Source organism: Streptomyces justiciae (assembly GCF_015163075.1).
Lineage (GTDB): Bacteria > Actinomycetota > Actinomycetes > Streptomycetales > Streptomycetaceae > Streptomyces > Streptomyces justiciae.
In genome coordinates, this window is record NZ_JADDXU010000008.1 from 299,035 (window position 1) to 324,187 (window position 25,153).

Annotated in this window: 18 protein-coding genes and 1 tRNA gene; 8 read left to right on the plus strand and 11 right to left on the minus strand. The window is 71.1% G+C overall.

Annotated features, from left to right (window positions below; translation table 11 throughout):
• Positions 1-182: 182 nt before the first annotated feature.
• The 4 genes from IQ210_RS23695 to IQ210_RS23710 form a co-directional block, all read right to left on the minus strand.
• Entirely contained in the window at positions 183-1,163 is a 981-nt protein-coding gene (locus IQ210_RS23695; protein ID WP_109496608.1) for a ribose-phosphate diphosphokinase, read from the minus strand.
• A gap of 134 nt (positions 1,164-1,297) precedes the next feature.
• The gene (gene glmU, locus IQ210_RS23700; protein ID WP_194081095.1) at positions 1,298-2,746 is read right to left on the minus strand and encodes a bifunctional UDP-N-acetylglucosamine diphosphorylase/glucosamine-1-phosphate N-acetyltransferase GlmU; all 1,449 of its coding nucleotides are present in this window, start codon (positions 2,744-2,746) and stop codon (positions 1,298-1,300) included.
• 115 nt (positions 2,747-2,861) lie between these two features.
• Positions 2,862-2,932: transfer RNA gene (locus tag IQ210_RS23705), tRNA-Gln, on the minus strand.
• Between the two features lie 6 nt (positions 2,933-2,938).
• Positions 2,939-3,811, minus strand: coding sequence for a hypothetical protein (locus IQ210_RS23710; RefSeq protein ID WP_194081096.1), 873 nt, complete (start codon positions 3,809-3,811; stop codon positions 2,939-2,941).
• 167 nt (positions 3,812-3,978) lie between these two features.
• On the opposite strand from IQ210_RS23710, the gene IQ210_RS23715 reads away from it, so the two are divergent.
• Positions 3,979-5,289, plus strand: coding sequence for a sensor histidine kinase (locus IQ210_RS23715; RefSeq protein WP_194081097.1), 1,311 nt, complete (start codon positions 3,979-3,981; stop codon positions 5,287-5,289).
• A 50-nt stretch (positions 5,290-5,339) separates the two neighbouring features.
• Here IQ210_RS23715 and IQ210_RS23720 read toward each other — a convergent pair whose 3' ends face one another.
• Positions 5,340-5,834, minus strand: coding sequence for an SUKH-3 domain-containing protein (locus IQ210_RS23720; RefSeq protein ID WP_194081226.1), 495 nt, complete (start codon positions 5,832-5,834; stop codon positions 5,340-5,342).
• A gap of 62 nt (positions 5,835-5,896) precedes the next feature.
• Positions 5,897-6,475 (minus strand): YwqJ-related putative deaminase, encoded by a 579-nt coding sequence (locus IQ210_RS23725; protein ID WP_194081098.1) that lies wholly within the window; start codon positions 6,473-6,475, stop codon positions 5,897-5,899.
• Positions 6,476-6,812: 337 nt separating this feature from the next.
• Here IQ210_RS23725 and IQ210_RS23730 point away from each other — a divergent pair, with 337 nt between their 5' ends.
• The 4 genes from IQ210_RS23730 to IQ210_RS23745 all read left to right on the plus strand — a co-directional run bounded on the left by IQ210_RS23730 (position 6,813) and on the right by IQ210_RS23745 (position 12,681).
• Positions 6,813-7,826: an SMI1/KNR4 family protein gene (locus IQ210_RS23730; protein WP_194081227.1), complete on the plus strand. Its 1,014-nt coding sequence runs from the start codon at positions 6,813-6,815 to the stop codon at positions 7,824-7,826.
• An 8-nt stretch (positions 7,827-7,834) separates the two neighbouring features.
• Complete coding sequence (locus tag IQ210_RS23735; RefSeq protein ID WP_194081099.1) at positions 7,835-10,954, plus strand: SUKH-4 family immunity protein; 3,120 nt, start codon at positions 7,835-7,837, stop codon at positions 10,952-10,954.
• A 202-nt stretch (positions 10,955-11,156) separates the two neighbouring features.
• Positions 11,157-11,618 (plus strand): carboxymuconolactone decarboxylase family protein, encoded by a 462-nt coding sequence (locus IQ210_RS23740; RefSeq protein ID WP_194081100.1) that lies wholly within the window; start codon positions 11,157-11,159, stop codon positions 11,616-11,618.
• Positions 11,619-11,793: 175 nt separating this feature from the next.
• Entirely contained in the window at positions 11,794-12,681 is an 888-nt protein-coding gene (locus tag IQ210_RS23745; RefSeq protein WP_194081101.1) for a coiled-coil domain-containing protein, read from the plus strand.
• An 82-nt stretch (positions 12,682-12,763) separates the two neighbouring features.
• Here the strand turns inward: IQ210_RS23745 and IQ210_RS23750 are convergent, their stop codons facing one another.
• From IQ210_RS23750 to IQ210_RS23770, 5 genes are all read right to left on the minus strand, one after another.
• Complete coding sequence (locus IQ210_RS23750) at positions 12,764-13,147, minus strand: DoxX family protein (RefSeq protein ID WP_194081102.1); 384 nt, start codon at positions 13,145-13,147, stop codon at positions 12,764-12,766.
• Positions 13,148-13,249: 102 nt separating this feature from the next.
• Positions 13,250-14,860, minus strand: coding sequence for a sodium/solute symporter (locus tag IQ210_RS23755; protein ID WP_194081103.1), 1,611 nt, complete (start codon positions 14,858-14,860; stop codon positions 13,250-13,252).
• Complete coding sequence (locus tag IQ210_RS23760) at positions 14,857-15,294, minus strand: DUF485 domain-containing protein (RefSeq protein WP_194081104.1); 438 nt, start codon at positions 15,292-15,294, stop codon at positions 14,857-14,859. The genes IQ210_RS23755 and IQ210_RS23760 overlap by 4 nt, the downstream gene beginning before the upstream one ends.
• A gap of 223 nt (positions 15,295-15,517) precedes the next feature.
• Positions 15,518-16,024 (minus strand): GNAT family N-acetyltransferase, encoded by a 507-nt coding sequence (locus tag IQ210_RS23765; protein WP_194081105.1) that lies wholly within the window; start codon positions 16,022-16,024, stop codon positions 15,518-15,520.
• 20 nt (positions 16,025-16,044) lie between these two features.
• Complete coding sequence (locus tag IQ210_RS23770; RefSeq protein ID WP_407699718.1) at positions 16,045-17,547, minus strand: MFS transporter; 1,503 nt, start codon at positions 17,545-17,547, stop codon at positions 16,045-16,047.
• 428 nt (positions 17,548-17,975) lie between these two features.
• On the opposite strand from IQ210_RS23770, the gene IQ210_RS23775 reads away from it, so the two are divergent.
• The 3 genes from IQ210_RS23775 to mfd all read left to right on the plus strand — a co-directional run bounded on the left by IQ210_RS23775 (position 17,976) and on the right by mfd (position 25,130).
• Entirely contained in the window at positions 17,976-18,764 is a 789-nt protein-coding gene (locus IQ210_RS23775; RefSeq protein WP_194081106.1) for an ABC transporter ATP-binding protein, read from the plus strand.
• Positions 18,761-21,325 (plus strand): ABC transporter permease, encoded by a 2,565-nt coding sequence (locus IQ210_RS23780; RefSeq protein WP_194081107.1) that lies wholly within the window; start codon positions 18,761-18,763, stop codon positions 21,323-21,325. Before IQ210_RS23775 ends, IQ210_RS23780 begins: the two co-directional genes overlap by 4 nt.
• A gap of 256 nt (positions 21,326-21,581) precedes the next feature.
• Positions 21,582-25,130 (plus strand): transcription-repair coupling factor, encoded by a 3,549-nt coding sequence (gene mfd, locus IQ210_RS23785; RefSeq protein ID WP_194081108.1) that lies wholly within the window; start codon positions 21,582-21,584, stop codon positions 25,128-25,130.
• The last annotated feature ends 23 nt before the right edge of the window (positions 25,131-25,153 follow it).

Below are 25,153 nucleotides of genomic sequence, written 5' to 3' on the forward strand. Positions count from 1 at the left end.
AACGGACAAGGTCACCCGGCCACGAACGGCCTGCTACGAAGAGCGCGTCGATAACGGATCGCCGTACCTCACCAGAAATGAGGACGGCCTCCCTCGCCGAGCAACTGGAGCAGTCTACTCAGCAAGGAAGGCCGCAGAAAAATCGATCATGCAGAAGCGTTCTGCCTCATGGGCAGCAGGGCTTACTGCTCGTCGAACAGGCTCGTCACCGAACCGTCCTCGAACACCTCACGCACCGCACTCGCGATCGTCGGCGCGATCGACAGCACCGTCAGCTTGTCCAGATCACGACCCAGCTCACCCGGCGTCGGCAGCGTGTTCGTGAACACGAACTCGCTCACCCGGGAGTTCTTCAACCGGTCGGCGGCCGGACCCGACAGCACACCGTGCGTCGCCGTCACGATGACGTCCTCCGCACCGTGCGCGAACAGCGCATCGGCGGCAGCGCAGATCGTGCCACCGGTGTCGATCATGTCGTCGACGAGGACGCAGACGCGACCCTTCACCTCACCGACCACCTCGTGAACGGTCACCTGGTTGGCGACGTCCTTGTCACGCCGCTTGTGCACGATCGCCAGCGGAGCACCGAGACGGTCGCACCAACGGTCGGCCACCCGCACACGCCCGGCGTCAGGAGAGACGACCGTCAGCTTGTCCTTGTCGACCTTCGCCCCCACGTAGTCCGCCAGCAGCGGCAGCGCGAAGAGGTGGTCGACCGGGCCGTCGAAGAAACCCTGGATCTGATCGGTGTGCAGATCGACGGTGAGGATACGGTCCGCACCCGCCGTCTTCATCAGATCCGCGATGAGCCGGGCCGAGATCGGCTCACGGCCACGGTGCTTCTTGTCCTGACGGGCATAACCGTAGAACGGCACGATGACGGTGATGGAGCGGGCGGACGCGCGCTTCAGCGCGTCGATCATGATCAGCTGCTCCATGATCCACTTGTTGATCGGAGCCGTGTGGCTCTGGATCAGGAAGCAGTCCGCACCACGCGCCGACTCCTGGTAACGGACGTAGATCTCGCCATTGGCGAAGTCGAAGGCCTTCGTCGGGACGACCCCGACACCCAGCTGCTGGGCGACCTCCTCGGCAAGCTCGGGGTGGGCGCGGCCGGAGAAGAACATCATCTTCTTCTCGCCGGTCGTCTTGATCCCGGTCACAGCACTGTCTCCTCAGAGGTGTCTCAGCCGGCTCTCGAGAGACCTCGCCGCTGGGCGCGACGGGGCCGTCTCAGCTGGTGGGGTGCGGGTGTGCACTTATCACGGTACGCCGTGTTTGACGCACCTGTTTCCGGTCAGCCGTCGCTACCCGGCTCCCGGGACGCCGCCTCGGCCGCCTTCGCCGCCGCGCTTCCCGGACGCTTACGAGCCACCCAACCCTCGATATTCCGCTGCTGGCCACGGGCCACGGCCAGCGAACCGGGCGGCACGTCCTTCGTGATCACCGACCCTGCGGCGGTGTACGCGCCGTCCCCGACCGTGACAGGCGCCACAAACATGTTGTCCGAACCCGTCCGGCAGTGCGACCCGACGGTGGTGTGATGCTTGTCCTGCCCGTCGTAGTTCACGAACACGCTCGCGGCACCGATGTTGGAGTACTCACCGATGGTCGCGTCACCGACGTAGGAGAGGTGCGGAACCTTCGTCCCCTCCCCGATCGAGGCGTTCTTCGTCTCCACGTACGTCCCGATCTTGCCCTTCGCGCCGAGGCGCGTACCGGGCCGCAGATAGGCGTACGGCCCCACGGTCGCGTCCGCGCCGATGTGGGCACCGTCGGACACGGTGTTGTCGACCCGGGCACCGGCGCCGACCTCGGTGTCCTTGAGACGGCTGTTGGGACCGACCTCGGCGGTGGAACCGATGTGGGTGGCGCCGTGCAACTGGGTGTTGGGGTGGACGACCGCGTCCTGATCGAAGGTGACGGTCACGTCGACCCACGTCGTCGCCGGGTCGATGACGGTGACGCCGGCGAGCATCGCCTCGGTCAGCAGCCGGTCGTTGAGAATCCGGCGGGCCTCGCTGAGCTGCACGCGGTTGTTGATACCGGCGATCTCACGATGGTCGGCGGCGACGGAAGCGCCGACGCGGTGACCGGCCTCCCGGAGAATCCCGAGGACGTCGGTGAGGTACTCCTCGCCCTGACTGTTGTCGGTCCGCACCTTCCCCAGAGCGTCCGCGAGCAACTGCCCGTCGAACGCGAACACCCCGGAGTTGATCTCACGGATCGCACGCTGCGAGTCGGAGGCGTCCTTGTGCTCGACGATCGCGGTCACGGCACCGGAGACACCGTCCCGCACGATCCGCCCGTACCCGGTCGCGTCCGGGACCTCGGCGGTGAGCACGGTGACGGCGTTGCCGTCGGCGGAGTGCGTGTGCGCGAGGGCGAGGAGCGTCTCCCCGGTGAGAAGGGGGGTGTCCCCGCAGACGACGACGACAGTCCCGTCGACAACCCCGCCCAGCTCTTCGAGCGCCATCCGCACGGCGTGCCCGGTGCCGTTCTGCTCCGCCTGCACGGCGGTCCGTACGTCGGGGTCGATGTCGTTGAGATGCGCGGTGACCTTCTCACGCGCGTGCCCCACGACGACGACCAGATTCTCGGGGTCCAACTCACGGGCTGCGGCCAGCACATGGCCCACGAGGCTGCGGCCGCAGAGCTCATGGAGAACCTTGGGTGTGGCCGACTTCATACGGGTGCCCTCACCCGCTGCGAGAACGACGACGGCTGCCGGGCGGTTGGCGCTCACGGGATGCCCTTCGGCTGTGGAGGGGGTGGGGTGACATCCGCAGGATACCGGGGCGTTTCTTGGGGGACATGAGTGTGGGCCCTGACTGTGCTGTCAGGGCCCACATCGGGTTGGGCTCCCGGGGGAGGACTCGAACCCCCATAAGCGACACCAAAAGACGCTGTCCTGCCCTTAGACGACCCGGGATCGCCCTTATGTCCGGTTCGATAGATCGTCCGGACGGACAGCTCCTACTATGCCGTACCAGGCGCCCTCGATGCGACGGTACAGATCGGCTCCCTGTCGCACTTTGATCCCGAGGCAGCCTCGATACGCGTCTCCTGTGTTCTTGCGTACGGTCGTTGGGTTGTGCTTCTTGCGGATTGTCTTGCCGAGGGCTGTCACGTCGATGCCAACGATGTCGGCCCAGTAATGCTCTGCGGCTTCGACATCCGCGGATTCGTGGATCATCACACGGCAGTTCAGTCGCTCTCGCCCCACTTCGAGCAGGTCGAGCCAGGCCAGGAAGACGGCGATCATGCCGGGGTCGCTGTTGACGAACTCCACCGTCTCCCGGCGAGCGTGCGGCTTGTCCTTGGTTCCCTCGGCCCAGTACAAGGCCACGCCAATGATGAACAGGTCGCGGTCCGACAGCTCGCCCACGGCTTCCGCTGCCGCCGCCTTGGTTGCCTGCCGTTCCTCATCCTGAGCGGCACGCAGCCGCGCAAGCCCCGCGTTCATTCGTGCTCGCTGCTCCTCCGGCGTGCACTTGGGCTCTGGATGGGGCAGGTCCCGTACCCACAGCGACACCGAGCTCTTCGAGCAGCCCAGCTCGGCTTGGATCTGGTTGTACGTCCACCCCTGCTTGCGTAGCTCCCGCGCCCTCTCGCGGAGGTCGTCCTTCGCTCGCGGTCGCTTTGTCCATTCCGGAGGCGGCTCGCCCTCTACGAGGCGTTGGAGGGTCTCCTTGTTGTGGACCTGAAGCTCGTCGCGGATCTGGCGAAGGCTGTAGCCCTGCCGTCGTAACGCCACCGCCCGCTCCCGCAGCCCTTCGAAGTCGGCGTATTTGCCAGGTGAAGTTGCCATGGGCATACCGTCCAGGCGGAATCTCCGCTTCCGGGGTCGAACAGGGGCTGGTTCAGCAGTTCGAGGGAAATCGGGCGGTTTCGCTTCTGGCCGGTCACGGCGTGTGGTGTAGGCCAGTACCGGAAACTCACCGGAAAAGCCGCGCCCGGCGCCCGTAGGCTGGAGGCATGACCACGACGGGGGAAGACCACGCCGCGGCCCGGACGGGGCCGTGGTGGTGGGCCAGGTGGCGTACCGCACTGTTGGACATCGGCCTCGCGTTCGTCTCTGTGCTGGAGTGCGCGGTCGAGGGCGTCGACTTCGCGGGGGACGCCGGGATTCCGACGGCGGCGGGGGTCGTCTTCGGGGCGCTGGCCGGAGCCGCGCTGCTCGTGCGGCGGAAGTGGCCCATCGCTGTGGTGCTGGTGTCGATCGCCATCACGCCTGCCCAGATGGGGTACCTGATGGGCATCGTCGGGCTGTACACGCTCGCCGCTTCCGAGCTGCCGCGGCGGATCATCGGGTCGCTGGCCGGGATGTCGTTCGTCGGCATGCTGATCGTGATGTTCGTGCGGGTGCGGCAGAGCATGGAGACGGGGGAGAGCGAGCTCGGGGGGTGGTCCGTTCCGTTCGCCGCGATCGCGATTTCGATCGGGCTGACCGCGCCGCCCCTGCTGCTCGGGCTCTACGTCGGGGCTCGGCGGCGGCTCATGGAGAGCTTGCGGGAGCGCGCCGACAGTCTTGAGCGGGAGCTTCAGCTGCTGGCCGAGCGGGCGGAGGAACGGGCCGAGTGGGCGCGTAATGAGGAGCGGACTCGGATCGCGCGCGAGATGCATGACGTCGTCGCGCATCGGGTGAGTCTGATGGTGGTGCATGCGGCCGCACTTCAGGCCGTTGCTCGCAAGGACCCGGAGAAGGCCGTCAAGAATGCCGCGCTCGTGGGGGACATGGGGCGGCAGGCGCTGACCGAGTTGCGGGAGATGCTCGGGGTGCTGCGGAGCGGGGACGGTGTCGGCGGTGGTGTGCGGCAGGCTGCGGTGCCGTTGGCTGCGGTCGGGGTTGCCGCTGCCGCCGCTGCTTCGCGGGCCGTGGAGGAGTCCGACGGGCCTTGCCTGTCGGAGTTGGAGGAGTTGATCGGGCAGTCGGCGGCCGCGGGGATGGTCGTGGATCTGACCGTGGAGGGGGATGTGCGGTCGTACGCGGGGGAGATCGAGCAGACCGCGTACAGGGTCGTGCAGGAGGCGTTGACCAACGTCCACAAGCATGCGGCAGGGGCGAAGACGCACGTACGGCTCGCGCATCGGGGGTCGGAGATCGCGATGCAGGTGGAGAACGAGCCGCCGCCGGAGGTGTCGGTGGCGTCGTCGGCGCGGTTGCCGTCCGGGGGGAACGGACTGGTGGGGATGAAGGAGCGGGTCGTCGCGCTGGGCGGGGTTTTTGTGTCCGGGCCGACGGACGCGGGGGGTTTTCGGGTGTCGGCGGTGATTCCGGCGTCGTAGCGCCGCGTTGTCCGGGGTGGCTCAGCCTGCCGTGCGTTGTCCGGGGTGGCTCAGCCTGCCGTGAGCCGTACCGGTTCTATGCCTGCGACGAGGGCGGCGAGGGCGTGGTCGATGTCGGGGCCGAGGTACCAGTCGCCGGTGTGGTCGAGGGCGTAGGCGCGGCCTTCGGTGTCGATGGCGAGGAGGGCGGCGGTCTCGGTCTCGGTGCCGAGGGGGCAGACGTCGGTGTCGAGGGCGCGGCCGAGGTCGGCGAGGGTGCGGGCCATGTGGAGGCCGTGCAGGGGGTCGAGGTGGAGGTGGGCGGGGGCGACCTGGCGGCCGGGGCCGGTGGGGGTGATGTGGAGGCCGCCGAATTCGGCCCAGGCTTCCACCGCGGCGGGGAAGACGGTGTGGCGGTGGCCGGCGGGTGAGGTGTGGTCGCGGAGGGCGTCGGCCCATATCTCGGCCTGTTTGATGTCCCAGCGTCCGGGTTGCCAGCCGGCGGCGCGCAGGGCGGCGTCGACGGGTACGGGGAAGCGGGTGGTGCTGGTGCGGTCGGGGTGCATCTGCCCTTCGATCGTCGAGGTCATGGTCGTCGTGCTGATGGTGCTCGGGCTGTGTGTGGGGGTCAGTCGTCCGCCGCCGGGTCGACGATGCGTACGCCGAAGTGGGCGCTGAGGGCGGTGCAGGCGCGGCAGGGGGTGGCGAAGCTGCCGTGGAGGGGGTCGCCGTCCTCGCGGATGCGGCGGGCGGTGAGTTTGGCCTGCTTGAGGGCTTTGCGGGCCTCGCCGTTGGTCATGGGTTTGCGGGCGGCGCGTTTGGTGCGGGCGGCGTCGGCGGCGGCGAGGTGGCGGGAGATGAGGATCGTCTCGGCGCAGCGGCCGGTGAAGCGGTCGCGCTGGGTGGATGTGAGGGTGTCGAGGAAGTCCTGGACGAGTGGGTGCAGGGGTGGGGCCTGGTCGCCGCGGGCGGCGGTGCCGGTGAGGGTGGCGCCGCGGACGGAGAGGGCGGCGGCGACGGTGGGGAGTATGCCGTCGCGGCGGTGGCGCAGGGTGGGGGCGTGGGCGGCTTCGCTGCTCCAGCCGATGCGGGGGTCGCCGGACAGGCCGGTCCGCGGGTCGCCGGGTGTGACCGGGCGCGGGTCGCCGGGTGTGGCTGGTCGCGGTCCTGGGTGCGGTCCCGTCTGCGTCGTATTCATGATCATCATCCCCTCCGAGCATCCCCCCGGATCACACAGAGTGCCAAATGCCGTGGCTGGTGCGGAAGCTGGGGCGGTGCGACACGCCCGGGTTTGGGCGGGCTGTCACGGCGGGGTGACGGCTGGTCACGGAAGCGGAGGGCCGCTGACCGGTGCCCGGTGACCGGTGTCGTCGTACCGCATAGGCTGTCGGCACCCGCATGTGTGCGACCGCGTGTATGCGGTCAACACGCTGGAGAACGTCGGAGAAGTCGAATACGGGCTGGGGTGGCGGGTCGGAGCCGGGTGGACCGGGGCCGGGGCCGGTCGCCGCGGGTCGTACAGAGTGCCGCAGGGGGCAACCGCCATGACGACAGGTCGGCTCGGGCAGCAAGCCGCGCCGCCGAACGCGGCCTATGCCGGGCAGGTCGTGCATTTCCCGGATCCGGTCCGGGCTGCCCGTCACCCGAGGGGGGTGCGGGTGGACGAGCGCGGCTATCCGGACTTCTCGGCGTATGCGCGTGCGGCTGCGGAGATCGCCGATCCGCCGGAGGGTTTCGGTGTCGACGAGCTTCGGCTGACGGACTATGTGTCGGCGAACGCGGCGCTCGCGGCGACGGGCCATGAGCTGTGGGACACGATTCCGGCGGTGGCGACGCCGCACGGCTGGACGTGGCATCACGTGGTGGGTTCGCGCCGTCTCGAGCTGGTGCCGGTCGAGGTGAAGGCGCTGTTGCGGCATCACGGCGGGATCGCGACGGCTGCGGTGGAGCACGGGAAGCGGGGGACGCGGCCGTTGCAGGAGACGCGGCCCGCGCACTTCGGGTTGCCGAAGTCGGGTGCGGCGGTGTCGGAGTCGCAGGTGCTGGGCGTCGAGGAGGATCTCGGGTACCGGCTGCCGGGTGCGTACCGGTCGTTCTTGAAGGCGGCGGGTGGTTGCGCTCCGGTGGGGACGGCTCTGGACCCGGAGCTGGGTCTGCTGGTGGACCAGCCGTTCTTCACGGTGCGGGACGAGGCGGCCGTCAACGACCTCGTGTACGTGAACAAGTGCCTGCGTGACCATCTGACCAAGGACTACTTGGGTGTCGGCTTCGTGCAGGGCGGGCTGCTGGCCGTGAAGGTGAAGGGCGCGGGGATCGGTTCGGTCTGGTTCTGCGCGTACGACGACGCCCGCGACGTCGATCCTTCGCTGGCGCCGGCGGAGCGGGTGGAGCGGCTGTTGCTGCCGTGCGGTGATGACTTCGATGTGTTCCTGTCCCGACTGGCCGGTTCTCCGCCGGAGTTGGAGACGGTGGCGAACCTGATGGTGGACGGCGGTTTCGCGCGGTCCGTGCCGGTGGCTGGAGCCGCGGCCGGGGCTGTTGCCGGGGCTGGGGAGTGAGCTGACCGATGGTGACGTTCGCGCAGGCGCAGGAGCGCGCGGAAGAGTGGATCAACGGGGACGTTCCCTCGTATCAGCATCGTGAGGTGCGGGTGCGGGAGTTCGAGCTCGGGTTCGTGGTGTGGGCGGAGGACCGTGCGGACGGTCCGCGTTCGGACGGCGGCGCGCAGCGGCTGGTGCTGGCCCGGGACAGCGGGGAGGCCACGTTGTGGCCGGCGCTGCCGGTGGGTGAGGTGATCCGCCGGTACGAGGAGGAGTACGGGCGCGCTGCGGAGGACGCGGCCGCGCCGGCGCCTGCGGCTCGGGTGGATCTCAATCAGACGTCGTTCCTTCTGACGCCGCCGGAGTGGTTGCAGGAGGCGGCGGATCAGCTGGGGATTCCGGATCGGCGGGGGGCCGCGACCGGTGGCGGTGCTGGTTCTTCGGCGTTGCCTGAGACGCAGGCCGGGGTGCCGGTCGGGTCGGGGAACGGGGCCGTGGGGTCTGGTGCCGGTGCCGGTGCCGGTGCGGGTGCCAGTGCCGGTTCGGGTGCGGCTTCGGCGGGGGGTGCGCCGGGGGCGCCCGCTGCGTCGAATGCGCCGGGGGCGCCTGGTGTGCCTGCCGGGGCGACTCCGTGGGCCGGGACCGACACCAACGCCGATGCGGGCGACGACCGTTCGGTGCCGTTGCCCGCGACCGTGTTCGCGCCGCCGCTGAGCGGTACCGACGACGACACTCCGCCGCCCGCGACGCCGCCGGACGCCAAGACCGCGCTCATGTCGGGCGGTAGCCAGCTTCCGCCGACGGCGCTCGCGCCGGCGCTCGACGATCCGAATGCGCCGGGTGCGTCTGCGGGTGCGCCGGCGCCTGGTGGTTCGAGTGCGCCGGGGGTTCCTGGTGGGCACGGGGCGCTCGGGGTGCCGGGTGCGCCTGGGGCGCAGGGTGTGCCGGGTGCGCCGGTGGGGAGTACGCCTGCGCCGGGTGGTGCGGTGCCGCCGGGTGCGCCTGGGGCTGTGCCGGGTGGTGCGGCGTACGGGTATCCGCAGGGTGCGGGAGCGCCGGGTACGCCCCCTCCGGGTGCTCCGCCTGTGCCCGCGCCGGGTGCGCCGCAGGGCAGTACGCCGCCGCCTGTTCCGGGTGCTCCTTCTTATGGCTATCCGCAGGGGCCGGGGGGTGTGGCGGGTGCGCCTCAGCCTCCTGTGGGCGCCGGCGGGCCTGGTGGCGCGCCCGAGCGGCCGCTCGCGCCGAATGCCGGGGACATCGCCGACGCCGCGACCAGCAAGGCGGCGCCTCCGCCGCGCCGTGCGCGTGGGGGTGCGACGCCGCCTCCGCCGCCGGGTGCCCCGGGGGCGCCGGGCGCGCGGCCGGGCGGTACGCCTCCGCCCGCGCCGGGTGCGCCTGGTACGCCGGGTGCGGCGGCCGGTGGGTATGTGCCGACGCAGCTCGTGTCCGCGCTCGGGCCCGACGGTCCTGAGGGTGTGCCGGCGGGGCCCGGCGCGCCGACTCCGCCGGGCGCCCCTCAGCCGCCGGGTGCGCCGAACCCGCCCGGCGGTACGCCTCCGGGCGGCATGCACCACGCCGCGACGATGCTGGCCGACCCGGGGCGTATGGGCCCGGGTGGGGGCGCGCCGCAGCCACCGGGCGCCCCTGGCGTGCCCGGTGCGCCGGGCGCGCAGTCTCCTCCGGGCGCCCCGGGTGCACCGCACGCGCCGGGCGCTCCGGGAGTTCCTGGCGCCCCCGGCGTCGGGGCCGCGCCTGGCGGTCAGGGCGCACCGCACCCCCCTGGCGCACCACACGCCCCCGGTGCCCCGGGCGCCCCCGGCGCACCGCAGCCTCCTGGCGCCCCGGGTGTGCCTGGCGTGCCCGGCGCGCAGGGCTCTGCCGGGGGCGCGGGAGGCGCGGTTCACCAGGCGGAGACCATGCTGGCCGCGCCGCCGGTCGGCGGCCCCGGCGCGCCTCCGCCGCCGCAAGCCCCGGGTGCACCCGGCATGCCCGGCGCCCCCGGTGTTCCGGGCGCCCCCGGCATGGCGCCGGGCGCCCCTCAGCCGATGGCACCCGGCGCGGTGCCTCCCGGGGCGGTGCCGCCTCCCGGTGGGATGCCGCCCGGTGCCGTACCGCCGCCGGGGCAGCCCGTGCCCGGTCAGGCGCCGGCGTACGGATACCCGCAGCAGGGGCAGCCGATCGTCGGCCCGGGTTACCAGGCCGTGTTGCGCTACCGCGCGCAGGACGGGTCGGAGCAGCAGCTGATCCGGCGTTCGGCGCCCGGTACGCCGCACCCGGAGTGGCAGATCTTCCACGAGCTGCGGGCGATGAACATCCCGCCGGACCAGGTGCTGGAGCTGCACACGGAGTTGGAGTCGTGTGAGCTACCGGGCGCGTACTGCGCGCGGATGATCCGGGAGCAGTGGCCGCAGGCGCGGCTCGCGAGCATCGCGCCGTACGGCACGGACCACGCGAGCCGGCAGCAGGGGATGCAGCAGTTGCTGGCGCACCAGGGCGAGTTGCACCAGGTGGCGGACGGGCCGGCGCGGCCGGGGCCGGTGCGCGCGCCGCTGCCGCCGGTGCAGGCGGCGCCGCCGATTCCGCCGGAGGGTGTGGCGCAGGAGCTGGCGGGGGCGTTCGGGCCGGGGATCTTCCGGTTCGAGCAGGCCGCGGTGTCCCGGCAGGGGGTGCCGCCGATGGTGGCGCACTCGCTGGTCGCGGCGGGGCTGCCGATGGACATGGGTCCCTTCTTCTGGGCGCAGGCCCAGCCGGGCCGGCCCGTGCCGACGCTGGCGGAGCTGGCGCAGGAGCGCGGGGTGCAGCCGGCCGCGGACGCGGGGTCGTACCTGGTGATGGGCAGTGACTTCGGCCGGGCGATCTGTGTGCAGTACGGGACGGCGAACATCGTGGCCGTGCCGGTGGAGGCGGGGCCCGGTGGGGCGCCCGTGCCGCCGCAGTTCGTGAACACGGGGCTGCCCGAGTTCCAGCGGTGCCTGGCGTTGCTGGGTCGGATGTGGCGGCTCAGGTTCGGGCTGAACCAGGAGCAGGCGGGCCGTTGGACCGTCGACTTCCAGGCGCAGCTGGCCTCCCTGGACCCGGCGGCGCTGGGTTCGCCGGAGAGCTGGTGGTCGGTGCTGCTCGAGCAGATGTGGGACGGGCTGCTGTAGGGCCCGCCCGCGTGGGTGACGTGGTGATGTGAACAGGAGGCGGGTCCGGTCTTGGTGACCGGACCCGCCTCCTCGTCGTCCAGGAGCCTGTCGAAAGAATCTTCCGCCGACCTGTCACACCTTCCCTCCGCGCTCCGTCAGTGCAGTGAAAGCGGCTCACAGCAGTGGGCGGCGGCTCACCACTTGTCTCAGGAGGCAGGACATGAAGGCTCGGATGACGAACCCCGCGTATGTGCTCCCCGGTGCGCTGAAGGGCATCGGCACGATCTTCCAGGCGGTCAACGACAGTGGGCTGCCGCAGGAGCTCGCGGAGATCGTGGGGTTGAGGGCGAGTCAGATCAACGGGTGCGGCGCGTGTGTGTACGGGCACGTCCACAACCTGCGGAAGGCGGGGACGAGCGAGGAGCGCATCGCGAGTGTCGTCGCGTGGCGTGAGGCGCCCTACTACAGCGACGCCGAGCGGGCGGCGCTGCAGCTGACCGAGGTGATGACGCGGCTCGCGGACCGTTCGCACGAGTCGGTGCCGGACGAGCTGTGGGACGAGGTGGCGGACCACTTCGACGAGAAGGAGCTGTCCGGGCTGATCCTCGTCATCTCGCTGACGAACCTGTTCAACCGCATCAACACCACCATCAAGGAGCCGGCCGGCACCACCTGGGGCTGAACCCGCGGGCCTACGGGCCCGCGGTCACCGGTACGGGACACGGCCGTACCCCCGCCCATCGGGGGACGGCCGTGACCTCTGTGCGGAGTGTCGCGTTATGCACTGTTCTGCCTGATACATCAAGATGTGCGCGAAATCATCATTTTGCGTCCTTTTGATGGAGAGGGGTTCCAGGATGAGCGGCACACCTGTTTCGTCCCACGGCTTCGTGGTCGTACGGGGGCGCGGCTACCGTCCCGACCAGGTCGACGCGTACGCCGCGGCGCTCTCGCAGGATCGTGACGCCTCCTGGGAGCGTGCCGCCCGTCTCACCGTGCTCGCCAAGGAGATGGAGGCGGAGCTGGAGGCGCTGCGCGGGACGGTCGCGCGGCTCGCGCCGCAGTCGTACGACACGCTCGGGGAGCGTGCGCGCCGGATCTTCCAGCTCGGCCAGGAGGAGGCGGCAGCCTTGCGCGACGGCGCGCGTCAGGAGGCGCAGCGCCTCGCGGAGGCGGCGCAGGAGCGCGCGAACGGCGTGCGCGACGCGGCACAGGCGCGCGCCGACGCCGTGCGCGCCGAGGCGGAGGAGCGCGCCCGCCAGCGCCTGCTCGCGGCGCGCGCCGAGGCCGACGAGATCCGTATCGCCGCCCGGCGCGAAGTGAAAGAGGGGCGCACGGAGGCGCTCGAGGCGTTGCGCGAAGTACGGCAGCGCACCACCGGCATGCTCGCCGAGCAGGCCAGGGAACACGCCGAGCGCTGGGCCGAGGCCGAGCGCGCGGAGACCGAGCGCGCCGCGGCGCTGGACGCGCTGCACGCCGAGCAGGTCGCCCGCGCGGAGGCCGCGCTGTCCGAGGCGAAGCAGGCGTTCGCCGACGCGGAGGCCGCCACCCGCCGCCGCCAGGAGGAGGCGCGGGCCCGGGCCGCCGAGATCCTCGCCGAGGCGCGGCTGCGGGAGGACCGCATCGCGCGCGAGACGGAGCGGGTGCTGCGCGAGCACGGGGAGCGCTGGGACGACGTACGCGCCCACATGGACCTCGTACGCAACAGCCTCACGACGCTGACGGGCCGGGCACCGGCGGAGTAGCCCCGACACCCCCGCGCCCCCGCGCCTCCCGAGCGACCGCCCACGCGTCCGCCACCGGGCCGGGGCCCCTCCGCGTCGCCGGTCAGCCCGTGAAGGACCCGGGGCCGAAGCGGCCCCACGCGACGACCACGGCCAGCAGGAGGTAGACCAGGTTCAGCGGTACGAAGGCCATCTCGCCCCGCCGGCCGTGGGTGATCATCGCGCCGATCATGAGCAGGGTCCAGCAGACGGCGGTCACCGGTACGAGTACCGGTGCGACGCCGACGGCCGCGGGAAGGATCAGGCCGGCCGCGGCGAGGAGTTCGACGAGGCCGAGCGTCCTGACGAAGGTGACGCTCCGGTCGGCGGTCCAGCCGCCGCCGTTGTGCGCGGCCAGGGTGTCCTTCGGGATGAAGGTCTTGCTGATGCCGCCGGCCAGGGCCACCGCGGCGAGCAGTCCGGTGGCGATCCACAGCGCGAGGTTCATCGTCCACTCCCAGGTCGAGGTTGCTCTGCACCCTCTGGACGAGACAGCGACCGGCTCTGTGACATCCCTCGGAGAAGGACCCGGTGAGAATCCCCCGGACCTCTACTCCCCGCGCCGCACCGCCCCCGCCAGGATCCACCCCTCCACGGCCTCGTACTGCCGTCGCTGCTCCTCCGACCTGCGGTGGCCGGAGACGACGGTGCCCAGCCAGCCGAAGGCGAAGCCGGCCGGGATGGAGACGAGGCCGGTCGTGGTGAACGGGAACCAGTTGAAGTCGCTCTCCGGGAACGCCGACACGGGCGAGCCGGAGACGAGGTTGGTGCCCGGCATCAGCAGCAGGACCACCAGCGAGCCGCCGATCAGTGTGCAGAGCAGGCCGGTTCGGGTGTAGCGGCGCCAGAAGAGGCCGTAGACGAGGGCGGGGGCGATCGCGGAGGCGCCCAGGCAGAACGACAGGGTCACCAGGGGCTGGAGGCTGCGGTGCTGGACGAGGGTGGCCAGCAGGATCGCCGGGACGCCCACGGCGAGCGCGGACACGCGCGCGAGGGTCATCTCGCGGCGTGCCGTCATCTCGCGCGCGTGGCCTGCGAACACGTCGTGGGCGAGGGAGTTGGCGCAGGCGAGGATCATGCCGGCGACCGAGGCCAGCAGGGTGAGGAAGATCGCGGTGGTGACGGTGGTGAACAGCAGCGTCTCGGCAGTGGAGACCTCGGCGCCGAAGGCCGCGCGGGAGGCCAGCAGATAGGCCGTGTTGCCCTGCGGGTCCGCCTCCGCGATCACCGCGCGTCCGATCAGCGCCGTGGCGCCGAATCCGACGACGGTGATGACGAGCACGAACAGCACCACCGACGACACCGCCCAGGACATCGAACGGCGGACCGCGCGGGCGCTGTTCGCGGTGTACATGCGCATGGTGACGTGCGGGAGGCAGGCCCCGCCGACGACCACCGTCAGCTGCGAGACGATCATGTCGAGGCGGGGTGCGGGACCGCCCGCGAACTGGAGTCCCGAGTGCAGGAACGCCGGTCCCACGCCGCTCTGCGCGGCGGCCGCGTCGAACAGCGCGCCGGGATTCCAGTCGTAGCGCTGGAGGATCAGTACGGCGACCACGGCGCCGGAACCCAGCAGCATCACCATCTTCAGGATCTGGATGAGGGCGGTGCCCTTCATGCCGCCGATCGCCGCGTAACTGATCATCAGCACGCCGAGGCCGAGGATGCAGCCCGTCTTCAGGGAGTCGCCGGAGAAGCCGAGGATGAACGCCAGCAGCTGTCCGGTGCCCGCGAGCTGGACCAGCATCAGCGGCAGGAGGGCGGCGAGGGTGACGGCGCTCGCGGCGATCCGTACCGCGCGTCCCGGCATCCGGCGGGCCAGCGCGTCGCCCATGGTGAACCGGCCCGCGTTGCGCAGGGGTTCGGCCAGCAGGAACATCAGCAGCATCAGCGACAGGGCGGTGCTGAGGGCGAGGACGACGCCGTCGTAGCCGCACAGGGCGATCACTCCGCCGGTGCCGAGGACGGTCGCTGCGGAGATGTAGTCGCCCGCGATGGCGAGGCCGTTGCGCATGGGGGAGAGGGAGCCATAGCCGGTGTAGAACTCGTCGAGGTCGTCGCGGTCGGGGCCGGTCATCACGCACAGCAGCAGCGTGATGGTGGCCACCGCCGAGAACGCCACCAAGGACATCGACTGCGCGGAGGCGCTGAAGCCGGTCATGACCTGCCCTCCCTCTTGGCGTCGACGGCGGCCTGTCTGCGGATGCGGTCGGCGACGGGATCGACGTACACGCGCGCGGTGTGCTCGTACAGGGTGATCGCCAGCCAGGTGACGGGGAGTTGGAGCAGGGCGAGCAGCAGGCCGGTGGGCAGTCCGTCGGTGACGTCGCTCGTCATGAGGGACGGCGCGCACGCGGACAGGATCAGGAAGAGGGTGAAGTAGCCGAGCGCGGTGAGCGTCGCGACGCGCCGCTGCCGGCGGTACGCGCCGCGCAGGACGCGCAGGTCGCTGTGGTGGCCGAGGGCGGGACGGCGCGGGCGGCGGCGGGCTGCCGCCGGTTCGTCGTCGAGGGGCGGCTGCCAGGGGTAGGTGGCGTGCGCCGGGTGGGTCGGCGGCGGGGACGGGTACGGGGACGCGTACGGGTCGTGTGACATCCCGGTGGCTCCTTGCGCGGCTCGGGTCCGGTGCGGTGCGGACCGCAGGGAGTTGGGGGGTGGGGCGAGCGGAGCCACGCACGCTACTCGTAGGTAGCCGACGGTTGCGAGCTTTTCACCAAACTGATTGGTCGGTATGCGCTTACTTCGCTGACCTCGGGTGTTACCCGGATTAACTCAGATTTTTGAACGACCGTCAGCGCTACGACGGGTTGAACGAGCGCTACGGACGGTGGTTCGCGGCGACGAGGTCGCGGTGGAACCGGATCCCCGGGCGGCCGGCGACGACGGTCTCCTCGACGACCGTGAAGGCGTTGCGTTCGAGGACCGTGCGGGAGGCCAGGTTGTCGAGCGTGGTGACGGCCTTCAGGGAGGTCAGCCCGTACGACGTCCCCGCCGTCCGGCACACCAGCGCCACCGCCGCCGTCGCCACCCCGCGGCCCGCCGCCTTCTCGGCCACGCGATAGCCCAGTTCGGCGCAGCCGTCCTCGACGTCGATCAGGTTCACGCGGCCGATCAGGGCGCCGGAGGCGTCCAGCACGACGTGGAAGTGACAGATCCCGGCGTCCTGTTCGGCCAGCCGCGCGCGGTGAATCCCGGCGAAGTCCGCGAAGTAGGCGTCCCCGCGGTCCGAGATCGAGCGGGTGAAGTACTCCCGGTTCTCCCGCTCGAACGCCAGCAGCGCCTCCGCGTGGTCCGCCCGCAGCCGCTCCAGTCTCAGCCCTGTCATGGGCGGCACCTTACGCAGACTCAGTCCGCGATCACCGGGAATTTCCGCGGCGCCAGGAACAGCAGCACCAGGAACGCCAGCGCCGCCGCGCACGACGCCCCCAGGTACACGGCGTGGACGGCGTCCGCGATGGCCCGCCGGGTCGTCTCGGGGGCCGTACCGGCGTCCAACGCGCGCGTGACGGAGTCGAGATCGCCCGCCCCGCCGAGCCGGGCGGCCAGCACCCCGTTGGCGACCGCCCCGAACAGCGCGGCGCCGAAGGTCTGCCCGATCTGCCGGCAGAACAGCACCGAGGCCGTCGTCGTACCGCGCTCGGCCCAGCCCACCGTCGACTGCACCCCGACGATCAGGGGCAGTTGGAACAGCCCCAGGGCGGCACCGAGGACCAGCATCAGCACCGTCGGCTGCCAGGCCTGGCCCGGGTACGGCAGGAAGGGGAACGCGAACAGCACCAGCGCGGCCGTCCCGATGCCGAGCATCGCGGTGTTGCGGAAACCGATCCTCCGGTACACGTGCTGGCTCAGCGCGGCCGACACCGGCCAGGTCAACGTCCAGACGGACAGCGCGAATCCGGCGGCCACCGGCGCCAGGCCCAGCACCGACTGGGCATACGTCGGCAGGAACACCGAAGGCGCCACCATCAGCAGCCCCAGCGCGCCCAGCGCCAGGTTCACCGCGGCGATCGTACGGCGCCGCCACACCCACCCCGGGATGATCGGCTCGGCCGCCCTGCGCTCCACGGCCACCACGACCGCCACCAGCGCGAGTCCCGTACCGAACAGGCCCAGTGAGGGCGCCGACAGCCACGGCCAGGCCACCCCGCCCTGCACCAGCGCCGTCAACAGCACGCCCCCGCAGGCGAACACGGCCAGCGCGCCCGCCCAGTCGATGCGCGGGCGCACGCCGGAGGCGCGCTCCGGCTCGTGCAGGTGGCGCACGATCAGCCACAGCGCCACCGCGCCGATCGGCAGGTTCACCAGGAAGATCCAGCGCCAGTCCGCGTAGGCCGCCAGGAGGCCGCCCACGCCGGGTCCGGCCACCGCCGACACCGCCCACACCGTGGAGAGCTTCGACTGGATCTTCGGACGTTCCTTCAGCGGGTACAGGTCGGCGGCCAGGGTCTGGACGGTGCCCTGGAGCGCGCCGCCGCCCAGGCCCTGCACCACGCGGAACGCGATGAGCGCGGCCATGTTCCAGGCGAGCGCGCACAGCAGGGAGCCGGCCAGGAAGAGGGCCGCGCCCGCGACCAGCACCGGCTTGCGGCCGAAGGTGTCGGACAGCTTGCCGTAGACGGGCAGTGTCACCGTCACGGCCAGCAGATAGCCCGAGAACAGCCACGAGAAGACGGAGAAGCCGCCCAGGTCGCCGACGATCTGCGGGACGGCCGTCGAGACGATCGTGGCGTCCAGTGCGGCCAGCGCCATCGCGAGCATCAGCGCGGCCACGACGGCACCGCGCCGGTGCGAGCCGCCCGGGTTCGCGTCCGTCGCGGCGGGCTGTATGTCCGTGTCCCCCTGGTCCACCAAAGATCCTTTCCCCTTGCATCTATCTGCCGCGGGACAGCCTCTCACTTGACCCTCACGTCGCGGCAGGGTGCAGGCTGATCGCGCTGAAGGGTGGAGCGGACCCCGAGATCGGCTCCACCCGGGGGTGGACTGCCCCTAGGGGTCCCTCCGTACTACGGCTCGGGGAGGGTTCGTCCCGCTGGAGGACGAGAGGGCCCATGGCCCGTCCTTAACCTGGCTTTACGCCGCTCAGGAGGGGGTCGGGGCGGCGGACCGCAGGGCCGGGGGTGGGGTTTTCCCCAGCAAAAGACTGCGCTGGGCACCAGCGCGCCGGACCCCCGGCGAGCAGCAGACTCAACGACGTAACCAGAACGCGGGCACCGCAGAACGCAGCACCGCTCAGCAGCACACATGACTCGTTCGCTGACCGACATAGGAGACATACCGTGACATCGGCTGTGACCATCACCAGGCACGGGGGCACTGGAGGGACTACGGCCGTTGCCGCGCGGGCGCGGCAGGTCGTGAAGGCATACGGGTCCGGCGAGACCCGTGTCGTCGCCCTCGACCACGTGGACGTGGACATCGCACGCGGCCAGTTCACCGCGATCATGGGCCCCTCGGGGTCCGGCAAGTCCACGCTCATGCACTGCCTCGCCGGGCTCGACACCGTCAGCAGCGGCCAGATCTACCTGGACGACACCGAGATCACCGGGCTGAAGGACAAGAAGCTCACGCAGCTGCGCCGGGACCGGATCGGCTTCATCTTCCAGGCGTTCAACCTGCTGCCCACACTTAATGCGCTCGAGAACATCACGCTGCCCATGGACATCGCGGGCCGCAAGCCCGACAAGCAGTGGCTGGCGCGGGTCGTGGACACGGTCGGCCTGTCCTCGCGGCTCAAGCACCGGCCCACCCAGCTCTCCGGCGGCCAGCAGCAGCGCGTCGCCGTGGCCCGGGCGCTGGCCGCCCGGCCGGAGATCATCTTCGGTGACGAGCCGACCGGAAACCTCGACTCACGCGCGGGCGCCGAGGTACTGGGCTTCCTGCGGCGTTCCGTGGACGAGCTCGGCCAGACCATCGTCATGGTCACCCACGACCCGGTGGCCGCCTCCTACGCCGACCGTGTGCTGTACCTGGCCGACGGCCGGATCGTCGACGAGATGCACAAGCCGACCGCGGAGGCCGTCCTGGACCGCATGAAGGACTTCGACGCCCGGGGGCGCACGTCATGACCGTCATGAAGACCTCGATGCGCAACTTCTTCGCGCACAAGGGGCGCATGGCCCTCTCGGCCGTGGCGGTGCTGCTGTCGGTGGCGTTCGTGTGCGGCACGCTGGTGTTCACCGACACCATGAACACGACGTTCGACAAGCTCTTCGCCACCACCGCCTCCGACGTCACGGTCTCCCCCAAGGAGGCCAAGAGCGACGACACCCCGCAGAACGGCAAGCCCGCCTCCCTGCCGGCCTCGACCGTCCAGCAGGTCGCGAAGGCGGACGGCGTGAAGTCCGCCGAGGGCGGCGTCAGTTCGATGAACGTGACCGTCGTCAACGACGAGAACAAGAACATGGGGTCCTCCAACGGTGCCCCCACCATCGCGGGCAACTGGACCAAGGGCGACCTGCGGTCCATGGAGATCACCTCCGGGCACGCCCCGCGCGGGCCGACCGAGACCATGGTCGACGCGGACACCGCCGACAAGCACCACCTGAAGATCGGCGACGAACTGCGCACCATCTCCGTCGTCGGTGACTTCAAGGCGAGGATCGTCGGCATCGCCACCTTCAAGGTCACCAACCCGGGCGCGGCGATCGTCTACTTCGACACCGCCACCGCCCAGCGTGAACTCCTCGGCGCCGAGGGCCGTTTCACCCAGGTCTTCGCCACCGCCGCCTCCGGCGTCAGCGACGCCCAGCTCAAGCAGAACGTCACCAAGGCCCTGGACGGCTCGTACAAGATCCAGACGGCCAAGGAGAACGCCGACGAGAACCGCGAGGACGTCGGCGAGTTCATGAACGTCATCAAGTACGCCATGCTCGGCTTCGCCGGGATCGCGTTCCTGGTCGGCATCTTCCTGATCATCAACACCTTCTCCATGCTGGTCGCCCAGCGCACCCGCGAGATCGGCCTGATGCGGGCCATCGGCTCCTCCCGCAAGCAGGTCAACCGTTCCGTGCTGGTCGAGGCGCTGCTGCTCGGCTTCGTCGGCTCGATCCTCGGCGTCGGCGCCGGCGTCGGCATCGCGATCGGCCTCATGAAGCTCATGGCCATGGCCGGCATGAACCTCTCCACCGACGACCTCACCATCAAGGCCTCCACCCCGGTGGCCGGCCTGGTCCTCGGCGTCGTCGTCACCGTCCTCGCCGCCTACCTGCCCGCCCGCCGGGCCGGCAAGGTCTCCCCGATGGCCGCCCTGCGCGACGCCGGCACCCCGGCCGACGGCAAGGCCGGCTGGGTCCGCGGCCTGATCGGGCTCGTCCTGACGGGCGCCGGCGGGTACGCCCTCTACGCCGCCGCCACCGCCGACAAGGCCAAGGACGGCTCGCTGCTGCTGGCCGGAGGCGTCGTCCTCTCCCTGATCGGCTTCGTCGTCATCGGCCCGCTGCTGGCGGGCGGGGTCGTACGAGTGATCAGCGCGCTGATCCTGCGGGGCTTCGGCCCGGTCGGCCGCATGGCCGAGCGCAACGCCCTGCGCAACCCCCGCCGTACGGGCGCCACGGGCGCGGCCCTGATGATCGGCCTGGCCCTGGTGGCCTGCCTGTCGGTGGTCGGCTCCTCGATGGTCGCCTCGGCCACCGCCGAGCTCGACAAGTCGGTCGGCGCGGACTTCATCGTCCAGGGCAACCAGCGGATCGTCCCGCAGGCCCAGAAGGCCATGGAGCAGACCCCGGGCCTGGCCCACGTGACCTCCTACAAGGAGGTCGAGGCGGTCCTGACCACGCCCGACGGCAAGAAGGACGACTCCCAGGTGACGGCGGCCGACCCGACGTACGCCCAGGACCTGCGCCGCGCCACGACGGAGGGCACCCTCTCCGCCGCCTACGGCAAGGACTCCATGTCCGTCGGCTCCGACTACGCCAAGGCCCACGGCGTCCACGTCGGCGACAGCATCAGCGTCGCCTTCAAGGGTGGCAAGACGGCGAAGCTCAAGGTCGCGGCCATCACCGACGACGACAGTGCGCTGGACCAGGGGGCGCGTTACCTCTCCATCGCGACGATGAAGCAGTACGTCCCCGCCGACCAGATCCCGCCGAACACGATCATGTTCGCCAAGGCCAAGGACGGCCAGGAGACGCAGGCCTACGCGGCCCTGAAGAAGTCGCTGGACGACTACCCGCAGTACCAGGTGCGCGACCAGACCGACTACAAGCAGGAGCTGAAGGACCAGATCGGCCAGCTGCTCAACATGGTCTACGGCCTGCTGGCCCTGGCGATCATCGTGGCGGTCCTCGGTGTCGTGAACACCCTGGCGCTGTCCGTGGTCGAGCGGACCCGGGAGATCGGCCTCATGCGGGCCATCGGCCTCTCGCGGCGGCAGCTGCGCCGGATGATCCGCATGGAGTCGGTGGTCATCGCCCTCTTCGGCGCCCTGCTGGGCCTGGGTCTTGGCATGGGCTGGGGCGCCACCGCGCAGAAGCTGCTCGCCCTGGAGGGCCTGAACGTCCTCGACATCCCGTGGCCGACGATCATCGGGGTGTTCGTCGGATCGGCCTTCGTGGGACTGTTCGCCGCGCTGATCCCGGCATTCCGGGCGGGACGGATGAACGTCCTGAACGCGATCGCCACCGAGTAGGCACGGCCGACGGGGGAGTACGGGGGAGCAGGGCCCGGCGCCGAGAAGTCACGGGGGACTTCTCGGCGCCGGGCCCGTTGGTGTGTGCGGTTGTCCACAGGAGGCGCTGGGGCGTGCGCGAGGGTTATCCACAGCCCCGGCACTCGCGCTCGCGCCGACGTACGCTGGATACCCCCCGGCCGGTCACCGTGTCGGGCCCTTCGCGTTGCCCACCCACCCTCGTGTCGCCCACTCCCAGGACGGAAAGCGCCTCTCCATGAGCCTGCACGGTCTGCTCGACGCCGTAGTCAAGGACACCGCCCTCGCGGAAGCGATCACCGCGGCCGCGGACGGCAACCGTATGCACGTCGACCTGGTCGGCCCCCCGGCGGCCCGCCCCTTCGCGATCGCCGCGCTGGCCCGCGAGGCCGGCCGCCCGGTGCTGGCGGTGACGGCGACGGGCCGCGAGGCGGAGGACCTGGCGGCGGCCCTGCGCTCGCTGCTGCCCTCGGAAGGCGTCGTCGAGTACCCCTCCTGGGAGACGCTGCCGCACGAGCGGCTCAGCCCGCGCAGCGACACCGTGGGCCGCCGCCTCGCCGTCCTGCGCCGCCTGGCCCACCCGCGCCCCGACGACCCCGAGACCGGCCCGGTGTCGGTGGTCGTGGCGCCCGTCCGTTCGGTGCTCCAGCCGCAGGTCAAGGGCCTCGGCGACCTGGAGCCGGTGGCCCTGCGCACGGGCCAGAGCGCCGACCTCAACACGATCGTGGAAGCCCTCGCGGCCGCCGCCTACGCGCGCGTGGAGCTCGTCGAGAAGCGCGGCGAGTTCGCCGTGCGCGGCGGCATCCTGGACGTCTTCCCGCCCACCGAGGAGCACCCCCTCCGCATCGAGTTCTGGGGCGACGACGTCGAGGAGATCCGCTACTTCAAGGTCGCCGACCAGCGCTCCCTGGAGATCGCCGAGCACGGCCTGTGGGCCCCGCCCTGCCGCGAGCTGCTCCTCACCGACGAGGTACGCGCGCGTGCCGCCGCCCTCGCCGAGGAGCACCCCGAGCTCGGCGAGCTGCTCGGCAAGATCGCCGAGGGCATCGCGGTGGAGGGCATGGAGTCCCTCGCGCCGGTCCTCGTCGACGACATGGAGCTGCTGCTCGACGTGCTGCCGAAGGGCGCCATGGCCGTCGTGTGCGATCCGGAGCGGGTACGCACGCGTGCCGCCGACCTGGTGGCGACCTCGCAGGAGTTCCTTCAGGCCTCCTGGGCGGCCACCGCGGGCGGCGGCGATGCGCCGATCGACGTCGGCGCGGCCTCCCTGTGGTCCATCGCCGACGTCCGGGACCGGGCGCGCGAGCTGGACATGATGTGGTGGTCGGTGTCGCCGTTCGCCGCGGACCTGGAGCTGGAGGCGGACACCCTCCAGCTCGGCATGCACGCGCCCGAGACCTACCGCGGCGACACCGCCAAGGCCCTCGCGGACACCAAGGGCTGGCTCGCCGAGGGCTGGCGCACGGTCTTCGTGACCGAGGGCCACGGCCCGGCCGCCCGCACGGTCGAGGTGCTCGGCGGGGAAGGCATCGCGGCCCGCCTGGCTGCATCTGATTCAAAAACGGGCGAGCTGGGGGAGATCTCCCCGTCCGTCGTGCACGTGGCGTGCGGCTCGATCGACTACGGCTTCGTCCACCCCGCGCTGCGGCTCGCCGTCCTCACCGAGACCGACCTGACCGGCCAGAAGGCGGCCGGCAAGGACGGCGCCCGGATGCCCGCCCGGCGCCGCAAGACCATCGACCCGCTCACCCTGGAGACGGGCGACTACATCGTCCACGAACAGCACGGCGTGGGCCGCTACATCGAGATGGTCCAGCGGACCGTGCAGGGCGCCACGCGCGAGTACCTCGTCGTCGAGTACGCCCCCGCCAAGCGCGGCCAGCCCGGCGACCGCCTCTACATCCCGACGGACCAGCTGGAGCAGATCACCAAGTACGTCGGCGGCGAGGCTCCGACGCTCCACCGCCTGGGCGGCGCCGACTGGACGAAGACCAAGGCCCGCGCGAAGAAGGCCGTCAAGGAGATCGCCGCCGACCTGATCAGGCTCTACAGCGCGCGCATGGCGGCCCCCGGCCACACCTTCGGCCCGGACACGCCCTGGCAGCGCGAGCTGGAGGACGCCTTCCCGTACGCGGAGACCCCGGACCAGCTGACCACCATCGCCGAGGTCAAGGAGGACATGGAGAAGTCGGTCCCCATGGACCGCCTGATCTGCGGCGACGTCGGCTACGGCAAGACGGAGATCGCGGTGCGGGCCGCGTTCAAGGCGGTGCAGGACGGCAAGCAGGTCGCGGTGCTCGTCCCGACGACCCTCCTGGTCCAGCAGCACTTCGGCACCTTCTCCGAGCGCTACTCGCAATTCCCGGTGAACGTACGGGCGTTGTCGCGCTTCCAGACGGACACCGAGGCGAAGGCGGTCCTGGAGGGCCTGCGCGAAGGCGCGGTGGACGTCGTCATCGGCACCCACCGCCTGTTCTCCTCCGAGACCAAGTTCAAGGACCTGGGCCTGGTCATCGTCGACGAGGAACAGCGCTTCGGCGTCGAGCACAAGGAGCAGCTGAAGAAGCTCCGCGCGAACGTCGACGTCCTGACCATGTCCGCGACCCCGATCCCCAGAACCCTGGAGATGGCCGTCACCGGCATCCGCGAGATGTCGACGATCACGACCCCGCCGGAGGAGCGCCACCCGGTGCTCACCTTCGTCGGCCCGTACGAGGAGAAGCAGATCGGCGCGGCCATCCGCCGTGAACTGCTGCGCGAGGGCCAGGTCTTCTACATCCACAACCGGGTGGAGTCGATCGACCGCGCGGCCGCCCGGCTGCGCGAGATCGTCCCCGAGGCGCGGATCGCGACGGCCCACGGCCAGATGTCGGAGTCGGCGCTGGAACAGGTCGTCGTCGACTTCTGGGAGAAGAAGTTCGACGTCCTGGTGTCGACGACGATCGTGGAATCCGGCATCGACATCTCCAACGCGAACACGCTGATCGTGGAGCGCGGCGACAACTTCGGCCTCTCCCAACTGCACCAGCTGCGCGGACGCGTGGGCCGAGGCCGGGAGCGAGGCTACGCCTACTTCCTCTACCCGCCGGAGAAGCCCCTGACGGAGACGGCCCACGAGCGTCTCGCCACCATCGCCCAGCACACGGAGATGGGCGCGGGCATGTACGTGGCCATGAAGGACCTGGAGATCCGCGGCGCGGGCAACCTCCTCGGCGGCGAGCAGTCCGGCCACATCGCGGGCGTCGGCTTCGACCTGTACGTCCGCATGGTCGGCGAGGCGGTCGCGGACTACCGGGCCTCCCTGGAGGGCGGTGTCGAGGAGGAGCCGCCCCTGGAGGTCAAGATCGAGCTCCCGGTCGACGCGCACGTCCCGCACGACTACGCGCCGGGTGAGCGGCTCCGGTTGCAGGCCTACCGCGCGATCGCCTCGGCCAACACCGAGGAGGACATCAAGGCCGTACGGGAGGAACTCGTCGACCGCTACGGCAAGTTGCCCGAGCCGGTGGAGAACCTGCTGCTGGTGGCGGGCCTGCGCATGCTGGCCCGCGCGTGCGGCGTCGGCGAGATCGTCCTCCAGGGCACCAACATCCGCTTCGCGCCGGTGGAGTTGCGGGAGTCGCAGGAACTGCGCCTCAAGCGGCTGTACCCGGGCACGGTCATCAAGCCGGCGGTGCACCAGGTGCTGGTGCCACGCCCGAAGACGGCGAAGGTGGGCGGGAAGCCGTTGGTCGGGCGGGAGTTGCTGGGGTGGGTCGGGGAGTTCCTGGCGTCGATCCTGGGGTCGTAGCGGGGCGGGGTGCGGGGGCGCCG